Source organism: Ancylomarina sp., from assembly GCF_041555295.1.
GTDB lineage: Bacteria > Bacteroidota > Bacteroidia > Bacteroidales > Marinifilaceae > Ancylomarina.
This window is the reverse complement of sequence record NZ_JBFFKR010000085.1, coordinates 1-12,619: the sequence shown is the minus strand read 5'-3', so window position 1 is coordinate 12,619 and position 12,619 is coordinate 1. Positions and strand designations below refer to the sequence as shown.

Below are 12,619 nucleotides of genomic sequence, written 5' to 3'. Positions count from 1 at the left end.
TTCATGATTCTTTGACAGGTTGAACAAGTCGATAGGTAGTAGATTTTATTTGTCATGATTGAATTTATTTTAAAAACTCAAAGCTAATACATTTTATATTTCGCACTCAATTATTAAGGACATAAAAAACGACCCTTATGGGTCGTTTAATTAATTTAAGAGGAGATAAAACTCTATTTATTTTTCATATACTCATTAAAAGAAGGTGCTTTCTTGTTTGTCTTAGTTGTTATTTCAATATTTCTAATTGATTGTTTGGAATGCCACTTAGCAGGCTAATAGTCAGGAGTATAGGTAGAGGCCGATCCACCAAAAAGGGTACTCACAAATTTATCCATAAGCTGATTCTTGGTTGCTTTTTCTTCTACTAATGTAGAGTAAATGTGAGTTCGAGATTCTTTGTAGCGATTCAACATGCCTTTTTCAGTCATTATTTGCATCACTTTAAGACTTGTGGTGTACTACGGTCCATAAGACTTGTAATTTTACTCCCTTTTGTGATTAATCCCTAATATATGGGAGTCAACAAATTCAAATAAAAGGATAACATTTAATAATGGCTTATATAATTATTATTTTTTGAAAAAAACTCCAATTCGTTTTTAGTTATCGGTTAAGTACCACTATTTCAACATAAGATTTACCAAAACACACCCCATTGATCATAATATGAATTATAAGACTTTTATGTAGATTTAAATAGTAACAAAAAAACACCATTTTTATTATAATCGCCAATAACTGAAATCTTTGATTGTTTAAAACTATACTGAGAATTTGTTATTTGCATTAGTAATTGGTCTAATATCATTCATAGAATTAAGCTGAATAATCCACAAGAGTTTATCTTGTTGAGACTATAACCTCTAAATAGTTATCCTTAGAAAAGCATAAATTAAATCTCATCAAGGCTTAGTTTAATATATAATTCACCTGGAATTAGTAATCATTGAAATTCTAAACCTTTCTAAGAATTCAATATTTACATTAAGCTCCACCATATATTCAATATCATTTATAGAATTTCATGATGAAGAATTCTCTCCATTATCTATAGACTTAAAATTTCATATGAGAAAATTATTACTTCTAGCTCTAGTCGCAACAGTTTTTGTTTTTGAATCAAACGCACAATCTACGCAGTATAAAGAGATTACTTCAGTTGAGTCCATTATTCTTATAGGAATCGGTCGGCCTAGAATAATCTAAGAAAAAACTTTCAAAATAATACATCAAACAATACTCTTATTTCCTCAAAAAATCAATGCATTAGCCTTTGTAAGCCCCTTAAATGAATTATTCAAGACTTGTAAAGCTGACTAGTTTTTTTTGTTTATATACACCTTGCTATTGTCACTAATGAATTAATCTTTGGAGTTAAGCTCCCCTTATACTAATACACATGTAGAAGTCATCTATACTATAAGTATGGTGTCAGGGGACTGCTTATATATTTTAATATTAACATCATTAAAAAACAATGGCATATATGGTGAATTACATTGGAATAGCCCCTCTCCGACGCTACGTTGTAACTGCCATACAAATAGCTAATTATGACAGTCTTATAATTCATATTACGTTAAATAAGATTAACATAAGTATTATTAATGTAAAAGTAATCATCAGCCTTCAATATAATAAAAAAGCCTCCAAAAGATAAACTCTTGGAGGCTTTAAAATATTGTGATTAGATCATCTTACATGTTATCCATCATTGCTTTAAACTCTTCGTACTTCTGCATGTACTCAGGCTTTTCGTTTCTAAGTTTGAAGTAAAGTTCTTTAAGAGTAGAAATTGAGTTTTGCTCGTCAGGCTTGATCTCAATTACCTTAGTGAAATATGGAAGTGCTTCTTCGTACAACTTTAATAAGTTTTTAATAGCTGCATCATACTTCTTCTGATCTATAATATCATTAGCAATCTTACGAGCTTCTTCTGCAGCATTTAACTGAATAACACCTAAATTGTACTGAGAAATGTAATCTGTAGAATCTTTAGCGAAAGCGATTTCGTACATCTCTTTAGCCTTATCAAGTTCCTTTGTTTTCTCATATAAATTTCCTTTTGCTCTATAATATGAACCATTCTCTGGATCTAAAGAAATTGCTTTATCTAAATACTCAGCAGCTTTGTTTGGCTCACCTCCTAATAGATAATAGTTGATTAACTCAACTAACATATAAGCATCGTTTGGATACAATTCAAATCCTTTGTGTAGATAAGTTAATGATTCTTCATCATTCCCGTTATCTTTCAACACCTTTGAGAGGTATGCATAAGCCTTAGCTTCACCATAGTTATAGCTAATCGTTTGCTTATAATACTTAATAGCAGCTTCAAGATTGTTAGCTTTCTGAGCAGCAAGACCAGCGTTAAAAATAATAGCCGTATCAACTGCTAATTTGTCTTCTTTAAACATTTCTAAGTTTTCAATTTCCAAAACTCTTTCAAAAGCATTTAATGCTCCACTATAATCTTCGCTATTATATAATTGAACAGCTCTATTCGTATAGTCAGGAATTAGATTGGTCATTTGAGCTTTAACAGCTTTACCATATTTGTCCTTAACGTCAAGCTCCATGCATTTCATATAAGCATCGTAAGCAACCTGCAAAGGATTTTCTGATAATTTTGTATAAGCAGGAAGTGGACTTTCAAAAATAGCTTGATAAACTTTTCCTTGAATTAAATATGCTTTTGGCCATGTAACACATTTTTCGTGTCCAATACCAGCATCAATTGCTTCTTTTGCTTTATCCAGTTTACCTGAAGTTAGATAATTACTAGCTCCTGTAACTTTACTCTTTTGAGCGTTTACCATTGAAACACACAAAAGAAGAACCATAATGAATGATAATTTTTTCATCAGTAAATAGTTTTTGTTTTTGCTTATAAAGCTTTCTTACACACTTATTGTCTGTAAGAAAGCTTCATTTTCTAGTTTGTTTTGTTTAAGAATCTCGTACAAATTTAATCCATAAATCGACAATTTAAACAAGATCATTTTCTTTATAATTAATCTAAGTATTAAAACAGACTTGTTTGCTCACCATCTGAGTTGTTATTTGGCTGATCATCGTCTTTCTTTTCAACTTGATCCTCGATTGGTGTTTCAAGCTGAGTTTCTGTCTGATCAACAACTGCCTCTACGGCGTTCTCATCAGCTATCAACTCTTCTACTCCAGCAGCATTTACCTTAGCTACAGCAGCAATTGAATCATCTTTTTTACTCAAATTAATTAGACGAACACCTTGAGTAGCACGCCCCATTACTCTTAAATCAGCAACTGCTAGTCGAATAGTAATACCTGATTTGTTGATAATCATTAAATCATCATTATCACATACAGATTTCAATGCGATTAACTCGCCAGTTTTCTCAGTAATATTGATGGTTTTAACACCTTTACCACCTCGATTGGTCATACGGTAATCGTCAACCTTGGAACGTTTTCCATAACCGTTTTCAGAAACAACCATGATGTCCTGGTCAGCATTCTCAACACAAATCATACCAACTACCTCGTCAGCCTCGTCACGCAAAGTAATTCCTCGAACTCCGGATGCAGTTCTACCCATTGCTCTAACTTGATCTTCAGAGAATCGAATTGCCTTTCCAGAACGAGCGGCAATTAAAATTTCCTTATTACCATTCGTTAATCTAGCCTCCAATAATTGATCACCTTCACGCACAGTAATAGCGTTTACACCATTAACACGAGGACGAGAATAAGCTTCAAGTGATGTTTTCTTAACAACACCTTTCTTAGTACATAAAATGATGTTATTGTTATTAATATACTCTTCTTCTTTAAGTGTCAAAACATTGATATAAGCTTTCACTTTATCATCAGGTTCGATATTTAATAGATTTTGAATTGCTCTACCCTTCGACTGTTTTGATCCTTCTGGAATTTCGTATACTTTCAACCAGAAACACTTACCTTTTTCTGTAAAGAACAACATATTATTGTGCATGCTAGCAGTAATCATATGCTCAAGAAAATCTTGGTCTCTTGTAGTAGATCCCTTCGCTCCTACACCACCTCTATTTTGAGTTTTAAACTCAGTCAATGGTGTACGTTTGATGTAACCCATATGAGAAATAGTAATAACCATTTCTTCATCTGCGTAGAAATCTTCAGGATTAAAGTCTTCGGAAGCATAAACGATTTCAGTTCTTCTTTCATCGCCATATTTAGCTTTCACTTCCAGAAGTTCATTGGTTATGATTTCCATTCGCAAATCATGGTTTGCAAGGATACTATTCAAGTGATCAATCAATTTCATGAGTTCATCATACTCTCCTCTTAACTTATCTTGCTCAAGCCCAGTTAAATGACGCAAGCGCATTTCAACAATTGCTTTTGCCTGAATGTCAGTCAGCTCAAAACGCTCCATCAAGGCAGTACGAGCTAAATCGGGGCTCTTAGAACCTCTAATGATCTTAATTACTTCATCAATATTATCGGAAGCAATAATCAAACCTTCAAGAATATGAGCTCTAGCTTCAGCCTGTCTCAATTCAAATTCTGTACGACGAACAACGACATCATGACGATGCTCAACAAAGTAATGAATCAGTTCTTTTAGATTCAACAATCTTGGTCGTCCTTTCACCAATGCGATATTATTCACAGAGAATGACGATTGCATTTGAGTGTACTTAAACAGTTTATTTAAAACGACATTGGCAATAGCGTCACGTTTCAAGTCAAATACGATACGCATACCGTTTCTGTCAGACTCATCATTTACGTTAGAAATACCTTCAATTTTCTTATCGTTAATCAAATCGGCCGCTTTCATAATCATTTCGGCCTTATTAACCATATAAGGGATTTCAGATACGATAATTTTCTCTCGACCTGTATCCGAAATCTCAATATTGGTTTTGGCACGAACAACGACTCTTCCTCTACCCGTTTCGTAGGATTCTTTTACGCCTTGATAACCATAAATAATACCACCAGTTGGAAAATCTGGAGCTTTAATAATATCAACCAATTCATCGATTGAAACATCGTTATTATTGATATAAGCGATGGTCGCGTCAATGGTATCTGTTAGATTATGAGGAGGCATATTAGTTGCCATACCTACAGCAATACCTGAAGCTCCATTTATAAGAAGATTGGGAATACGAGTTGGAAGAACAGTAGGTTCTTTCAAGGTTTCATCGAAGTTAGGAGACATGTCAACCGTATCCTTCTCCAAATCTGCAAGTATTTCTTCCGCAATTTTATTCATGCGAGCCTCTGTATAACGCATGGCCGCAGGACTATCACCATCAACGGAACCAAAGTTACCTTGTCCATCGACCAAAGGATAACGCAAAGACCAGTGCTGAGCCATTCTAACCATGGCCATATAAACTGAACTATCACCATGTGGATGATACTTACCCAATACCTCACCAACAATTCTAGCTGATTTCTTGTGAGGTTTATTAGCTGCAATACCCAACTCATTCATTCCGAATAATACTCGGCGGTGAACAGGCTTAAGTCCATCTCTAACATCTGGTAAAGCTCGGGAAACAATAACTGACATCGAGTAGTCGATGTAAGCCGATTTCATTTCCTCTTCAATATTAATGCGTATGATTCTTTCTCCCGTGGTCATATATTTATTCTTTTAGATTCTGATTCTTTAAATGGGAAATATAATTTCTCTGTTTTGATCAAATAAAGTATTCTTTTAACAGTTCAAAACACAGAAAGACAAAAGTAAAAAAATATGTGCAATTTTGATAATAATTGAGGTGGAATTAAAGTCCAATTAAGATAAATATTTTGCCTATATTAAAATCGATGTTGTTAACCCCTTTAATCTTCGTTATTTAGTCTAAAAGAGCGTTAAAATCGCTATATTTTTTACTCATGTTTACTTCGAATAAAAATATTCTTATTAAATTCACCAAAGACGAATAACATAAATACACAACTAAAACAGATATATATGGACTCAAAATTTTCACCCCGTGTAAAAGATGTCCTCTCTTTTAGCAAAGATGAAGCTGAAAGATTAGGTAATAGTGCCATAGGTACTGAACATCTATTTTTAGGGATACTACGTGAAGGTGAAGGCGTTGCCATTAGTATTCTTAATTCTTTAGGAATCAGCCTGCTTGACATTAAACATGATTTAGAATTTAAGCTCCAAAACACAAGTTTAGACCGATTGGATCAGGAAGATATTCCATTGCAAATGTCAGCCGAACGTGTTTTAAAACTCATATATCTTGAAGCAAAAGCTTTAAAAAATCAAACTATTGATACCAGCCATCTATTATTGGCTATTCTTAAGGATGAAAAATGTTTGGTAACCCGCTATTTAGATGCTAAAAACATAGACTATAATACTGTGAAAAATAATATAAATGCAAATTCACCAAAGGCACAAGCTGATTTTCCATCGGAAGAAAGAGAAGGCACTGGTGGTGGCATGCACGGTAATAACCCTAAGTCTGGAACAGGGAAGTCGAACACGCCTGTTCTCGATAATTTTGGTGTAGATATTACTCAAGCTGCAGAAGAAGGTACCCTCGATCCCATTGTTGGTCGTGAAATTGAGATTGAGCGTTTGGCTCAAATTCTTAGTCGACGTAAGAAAAACAACCCGATTCTAATAGGTGAACCAGGTGTTGGTAAATCTGCAATTGTGGAAGGTCTTGCTTTAAGAATTATTCAAAGAAAGGTTTCTAGAGTACTTTTCGATAAGCGTGTCGTTACACTCGACTTAGCTTCTATTGTAGCAGGAACGAAGTACCGTGGTCAGTTTGAAGAAAGAATGAAAGCGATTCTTAATGAGCTGGCTAAAACAACAGATATAATCCTCTTTATAGATGAAATTCACACCATAGTAGGTGCAGGAGGTGCAACAGGCTCATTGGATGCGGCTAACATGCTTAAACCAGCCTTAGCTCGTGGCGAAATACAGTGTATTGGAGCAACGACTCTTGATGAATATCGTCAGAACATTGAAAAAGATGGTGCCTTAGAGCGTCGATTCCAGAAAATTTTGGTTGAGCCAACCTCTGTTGAAGAAACCATTTCAATTCTAAATAATATTAAGGAGAAATACGAAGATCATCACAATGTATATTATACACCTGAAGCCATTAATGCTTGTGTGAAATTGACCACTCGCTATATCAGTGATCGTCATTTGCCAGATAAAGCGATTGATGCTCTTGATGAAGCTGGTTCTCGAGTACACATTACCAATATTCTAGTTCCAAAAATTATTGAAGAACTTGAAGCGAATATTGAAGAGACCCGTCAAAATAAAATTAAATCGGTTAAAGCTCAAAAATTCGAACTAGCTGCTAGTTTCCGAGATAAGGAAAAACAATTGATGGATGAGCTAGAAAATGAAAAAGAGAAGTGGGAGAAAGATCTGAACATGAAGAAAGAAAAGGTCTCAGAAGATAATATTGCTGAGGTTGTTGCAATGATGACTGGAGTTCCTGTTAGGCGTATTGCTCAAGCTGAAGGTTCCCGCCTGCTTCAAATGAACTCTGAACTTATGAGCAGAGTTATTGGTCAGGATGATGCCATAGCAAAAATTGTAAAGGCCATTCAAAGAAACCGTGCAGGCTTAAAAGATCCGAATAAGCCTATCGGCTCATTTATATTCCTGGGCCCAACTGGTGTTGGTAAAACTCATTTGGCCAAAGTTCTTTCCGAGTATCTATTCGACAGTACAGATGCCCTTATTCGAATCGATATGAGCGAATACATGGAGAAATTTGCTGTTTCGCGTTTAGTTGGAGCTCCTCCAGGCTACGTGGGTTACGAAGAAGGTGGACAATTGACTGAGAAAGTGCGACGTAAGCCTTATTCCGTACTCCTACTCGATGAGATAGAAAAGGCACACCCTGATGTATTCAACATCTTACTACAATTGCTCGATGATGGACAATTAACTGACTCTCTTGGACGAAAAGTTGATTTTAAAAACTGTATTGTGATTATGACTTCCAATATTGGATCTCGCGAGCTTAAGGATTTTGGTAAGGGGATTGGATTCCAATCGAAGAGCAGTGGAGATAGCGACTATTCCACCAGTATTATTCAAAAGGCACTTCGCAAGGCCTTTGCCCCTGAGTTTATAAACCGTGTTGATGATTTAATCATGTTTAATTCTCTTAGTGAAGAACATATTTATCAGATTATCGATATTGAACTGAAAGGTCTATATAGCCGTGTTGAAGATTTAGGTTTTAACGTTAAAATATCACCTGCAGCAAAAGATTTTATTGCTAAAAAAGGATACGATGTACAATTTGGTGCTCGTCCTTTAAAGAGAGCTATTCAAAAATACTTAGAAGATGAAATGGCCGAGGTTATCATCCGGGCATCTCTAACAGAGGGAGATACAATATCAGTTGGTTTAGACAAGATTAAAGAAAAAATAACGACTAAGATTCTAAAACAAAACAAGGAGGTTGAATAACAATAAAAATGCCAGCAACGCTGGCATTTTTTCTTTCATTTCATTAAATAAAACCCTATTCCTATTAAGTTTAAATAATCAATATTACTATCTTTGATACTCGATTGAGTTAATAAGGGAATTTACAATCCCTATTTCCGATTTAAACTATTTAATAACATTAAAATACAAATCAAATGAACAAAGACAACACTAAAGTAACTTTTGCAGGTGGTGCTATTACACTTGTTGGAAATCCTGTAAAAAAAGGTGATAAGGCAGAGAATTTCACGGCTCTTAATCAAGGTTTAGCTCCTGTTTCTTTATCCGATTTTGATGGGAAAGTAAAGATTCTTTCTATTTTCCCTTCTGTTGACACTGGCGTTTGTTCTGCTCAAGCTCACCGTTTCAACAAAGAAGCTTCTAATCTAGGCGAAAATGTACAAATCATCACCTTATCAAATGACCTTCCATTTGCACTAGGACGTTTTTGTGGTGCTGAAGGTATTGAAAACTTAATCACTCTTTCTGATCACAAGGAAATGGATTTTGGCTACAAATTCGGTTTTGCTATCGAAGAATTACGTTTACTAACTCGTGGTGTGGTTGTTATCGACAAAGAGAACACTATTCAATACGTTGAGTACGTTCCTGAAGTAACAGATGCTCCAAACTTTGATGCAGCAATTGAAGTAGCTAAAACTCTAGTATAAAGTTTTAGTCTTAAAATATTATAGGGTCAACTCAAAGAGTTGACCTTTTTTTTTCACAAAAAAAAGACAATTGACCGATTTTCACCTAGTCAATTGTCTTATATATCATCTCCCTAAGGGAAATATTTAATTGCAGTACTATTTTGAAGCCACAAGAGCTGCCATTGCGATAGAATACAATTTAGTCTTCACACTATCACCACGAGAAGAAAGAATCGCTGGAACCTTCGCTCCCATTACCATCGCTCCCAATTCAGCTTTAGCCAATTTTGTGTTTACTTTATAGAATACGTTACCACTTTCGATATTTGGGAATACCATACAGTCTGCATCACCAGCAACCATAGAATCCAATTTCTTAATATCCGCTGACTCTTTGTCAATAGCAACATCAATAGCTAAAGGACCATCAACATATGCACCTTTAATCTGTCCACGATCTGCCATTTTAGAAATAATAGCAGCATCAACACAAGCATCCATCTTAGGAAGAACCTGCTCCGAAGCAGCAATCATAGCCACCTTTGGTTTTTCAATACCTAGTGCTTGTGCAACTTTAATCACATAGTTGGTGATCGCAATCTTTTGGTTCAAATCTGGCTGAGGGATAACAGCAACGTCACCTACAACCAAAAGCTTATGGTAGTTTGGGTTTTCCATTACTGTTACGTGACTTAATACGGCCTTAGGAGGCATTAATCCTTTTTCTTTATTAAGAATGGCTTTCATGTACTTATCAGTACTTACAAGACCTTTCATAATCATATCACCTTCACCATTATTGATCAACTCAACAGCTTTTTGTGCCGCTTTAAGCTCATTTGGCTCATGAACAATTGTAAAACGAGACATATCGAAATTATGCCCTTTACATGTTTTTGCAATTTCGGCTTCGTCACCTACTAAAGTTGCATCAACTATACCTAATTCTACAGCATCGTTTATAGCTCCAATTGTATGAGAATCGTTAGCATAAGCAGCTACCAATCTCTTCTTTTCACTGTTCTTAAGAGTTTCAATGACTTGATCTAAACGTGTAATCATTTTGATTTATTTTGGTGTTTGTATTTGTTGTTTCTGGATGAATAAAATTAAAAACAATTGTTCTAAAGACACTCACCTTTATTGTAAGGCAAAAATATAAAATAATGCATGATTTGCATTAAAAACCAATCTAAAAATTATCATTTATCGCAAATAAGCCGCTTTCCCTTATAATATGTAAGTATTCACTAATATGAAGGATAAAACTTTCTAATTCTTATGGCATAAAAAAAAGCAGCAACCATAAAGGCTACTGCTTTCGAAACAATGCAAGCTTGTTTTTATTTTTTGTCGTAAGCATACCAATAAGCGGTTCCTACAAATAATGCTCCTCCTACTATATTACCTAAAGTAGCAGGAATTAAGTTTTTTACGATAAAATCCATCCAGGTGATATCAGCACCATGGAAAATGGCAACCGGAATAAAGAACATATTGGCTACGCAGTGTTCAAATCCCATGGCTACAAAGGCCATTACAGGAAACCAAATACCTAAAATCTTACCTGTTATATCTTTGGCTGCATAAGCTAACCACATGGCTAAAGCCACCATCCAGTTGCATGCTATTCCTTTTAAGAAAGTCTTGTAAAAAGGATTAGATGTTTTAGCAATAGCAATATTAATTGCAGAATCCATTGAAGGAGAATGCATAATGACTTCAGTAAGATAAACCAAAAAGTAAGCAACTATAAGTGAGCCTACAAAATTCCCAATATAAACAATAGTCCAGTTTTTTAAAGGAACTTTATAAGACATACGTTTTGATAATACTGAAGGGATAAAATATGCCGTATTACCTGTAAAAAGTTCAGCACCAGCAACGGCACACAAAATAAGCCCTAATGGGAAAACTGCACCAAAAAAGAATTTCTGCAAACCAGGGTTCGATTGAGCAAGTCCAGGCATTGCACCGCCGATAACTAATGCCAAAAGACTACCCATAGCGATATATCCGCCAGCTAAAATTGCAAGAACAAATACTTTCTTCGATGCTGTATCTCTTTTTGCTTCTGCTGTATGATTAACAACTTCTACGGTCTCTTTCGGAGAATTGAATCCTACATAAGCTACCGAAGGAATAGGTTCCTTTGGTCTAACAAATGCTTTACGATCTACTGTCTCAACAGTTTCTTCAAATGTATTAAAAGACATTACTTAAGTGTTTAACAAAGAGTTGAACTCTATTTAATTAATAATTACCTCATTAAAATACTGACTCAGAATCTCTTCAGCTCGAGTCAATTGTTCAGCTGAATTCTCAAGAACTCCTTCAAGTTCATATTTCATCCCCAAGTGCTCATATTTATGAATCCCTAGTTTATGGTATGGCTGAATCTCTAACTTCTCAATATTTGAATAGTCTTTGAAATACTGCCCCATTTCATGCAGATAATCCTCCTGATCAGAATAACCTGGAACTAGCACATAACGTAACCAAACTGGTGTATTCGTATCTTTTAGATATTTTGCAAACTTCAATGTCGTTTCGTTGGTTTTACCTGTAATGGTTTTATGCCAATCCGGATTGATATGTTTAATATCCAAAAGCACTAAATCTGTATTTTTAAGCAGGTTTTTCACATCATCATTAAATACATTGCCATTGGTATCAATACATGTATTAAAACCATCATCCTTTAACTCCTGAAAAAGAACAGATAAATCTTTAGCTTGCCATAAAGGTTCTCCTCCTGAAAATGTCACTCCTCCTTTTTTACCGAAAAAAGGTCTTTGATTGCGAGCCTTACGCATAATTTCAGTGTTCGAAACTTCTGTTCCACCATTGAAAGTAATGGTATCCGGGTTCGCACAGTATAAACATTTAAATGCACAGCCTTGTAAAAAAACTACGAGCCTAATTCCTGGTCCATCGTAGGTTCCAAGTGATTCGAATGAATGAACGTTTAGCATTTGTATGTTTTGTTGATATATAAAACTTATCTTTTTATAAAAAGATTCCGGAACTCCAATGGAGTCCCGGAAGTATCTTATTTCTGTATAAATGTTATTACATTCTTTCGAAGAAAGAACGAGAAATAACCTCTAACTGCTGCTCGCGAGTCAATCTTACGAAGTTTACTGCGTAACCTGATACACGGATAGTCAACTGTGGGTACTCTTCTGGATGCTCCATTGCATCGATCAATAGCTCACGGTTCAATACATTTACATTCAAGTGATGTGCTCCTTTGATGAAATATGCATCCATCATAGTTACTAAGTTCTCTGAACGTGACTCTGGAGTTGCACCTAACGATTTAGGAACAATAGAGAACGTATTTGAGATACCATCCAATGAATCTTCATAGTTAATTTTAGCTACTGAATTCAAAGAAGCGATAGCACCATGAGAATCACGTCCGTGCATTGGGTTTGCACCTGGAGCGAAAGGTACACCAGCTGCTCTACCATCAGGA

8 protein-coding genes and 1 pseudogene are annotated in these 12,619 nt (G+C 35.1%); 2 read left to right on the top strand and 7 right to left on the bottom strand.

Annotation, left to right across the window (positions count from 1 at the left end; genetic code table 11):
* Positions 1–275 precede the first annotated feature (275 nt).
* From ABY905_RS08195 to gyrA, 3 genes and pseudogenes are all read right to left on the bottom strand, one after another.
* Positions 276–449: pseudogene (locus ABY905_RS08195) on the bottom strand (BlaI/MecI/CopY family transcriptional regulator); the annotation flags it as partial.
* A 1,251-nt stretch (positions 450–1,700) separates the two neighbouring features.
* A complete protein-coding gene (locus tag ABY905_RS08190) occupies positions 1,701–2,870 on the bottom strand; it encodes a tetratricopeptide repeat protein (protein WP_372642411.1) in 1,170 nt (389 codons plus the stop codon).
* Between the two features lie 161 nt (positions 2,871–3,031).
* Positions 3,032–5,629 carry a DNA gyrase subunit A gene (gene gyrA, locus ABY905_RS08185; RefSeq protein ID WP_372642409.1) on the bottom strand — a complete coding sequence of 866 codons (2,598 nt, stop codon included), beginning with the start codon at positions 5,627–5,629 and terminating at the stop codon, positions 3,032–3,034.
* Positions 5,630–5,965: 336 nt separating this feature from the next.
* Here gyrA and ABY905_RS08180 point away from each other — a divergent pair, with 336 nt between their 5' ends.
* Entirely contained in the window at positions 5,966–8,464 is a 2,499-nt protein-coding gene (locus tag ABY905_RS08180) for an ATP-dependent Clp protease ATP-binding subunit (protein WP_372642408.1), read from the top strand.
* Between the two features lie 176 nt (positions 8,465–8,640).
* Positions 8,641–9,156, top strand: coding sequence for a thiol peroxidase (tpx, locus tag ABY905_RS08175; RefSeq protein WP_372642406.1), 516 nt, complete (start codon positions 8,641–8,643; stop codon positions 9,154–9,156).
* A gap of 138 nt (positions 9,157–9,294) precedes the next feature.
* On the opposite strand, the gene ABY905_RS08170 is transcribed toward tpx, so the two are convergent.
* The 4 genes from ABY905_RS08170 to ABY905_RS08155 form a co-directional block, all read right to left on the bottom strand.
* Positions 9,295–10,200, bottom strand: coding sequence for a bifunctional enoyl-CoA hydratase/phosphate acetyltransferase (locus ABY905_RS08170; RefSeq protein WP_372642404.1), 906 nt, complete (start codon positions 10,198–10,200; stop codon positions 9,295–9,297).
* A 281-nt stretch (positions 10,201–10,481) separates the two neighbouring features.
* Positions 10,482–11,354 carry a formate/nitrite transporter family protein gene (locus tag ABY905_RS08165; RefSeq protein ID WP_372642402.1) on the bottom strand — a complete coding sequence of 291 codons (873 nt, stop codon included), beginning with the start codon at positions 11,352–11,354 and terminating at the stop codon, positions 10,482–10,484.
* Between the two features lie 33 nt (positions 11,355–11,387).
* Positions 11,388–12,113, bottom strand: coding sequence for a pyruvate formate-lyase-activating protein (pflA, locus tag ABY905_RS08160; protein ID WP_372642400.1), 726 nt, complete (start codon positions 12,111–12,113; stop codon positions 11,388–11,390).
* Between the two features lie 97 nt (positions 12,114–12,210).
* The coding region (locus ABY905_RS08155) for a glycine radical domain-containing protein (RefSeq protein WP_372642398.1) at positions 12,211–12,619 on the bottom strand (409 nt) is incomplete at its 5' end.

Excerpts from the sequence above, each read along its gene's own strand:
- ABY905_RS08180 (WP_372642408.1), top strand. The coding sequence starts at position 5,966 with ATGGACTCAAAATTTTCACCCCGTGTAAAAGATGTCCTCTCTTTTAGC.
- tpx (WP_372642406.1), top strand. The coding sequence starts at position 8,641 with ATGAACAAAGACAACACTAAAGTAACTTTTGCAGGTGGTGCTATTACA.
- gyrA (WP_372642409.1), bottom strand. The coding sequence starts at position 5,629 with ATGACCACGGGAGAAAGAATCATACGCATTAATATTGAAGAGGAAATG.
- ABY905_RS08190 (WP_372642411.1), bottom strand. The coding sequence starts at position 2,870 with ATGAAAAAATTATCATTCATTATGGTTCTTCTTTTGTGTGTTTCAATG.
- ABY905_RS08165 (WP_372642402.1), bottom strand. The coding sequence starts at position 11,354 with ATGTCTTTTAATACATTTGAAGAAACTGTTGAGACAGTAGATCGTAAA.
- pflA (WP_372642400.1), bottom strand. The coding sequence starts at position 12,113 with ATGCTAAACGTTCATTCATTCGAATCACTTGGAACCTACGATGGACCA.
- ABY905_RS08170 (WP_372642404.1), bottom strand. The coding sequence starts at position 10,200 with ATGATTACACGTTTAGATCAAGTCATTGAAACTCTTAAGAACAGTGAA.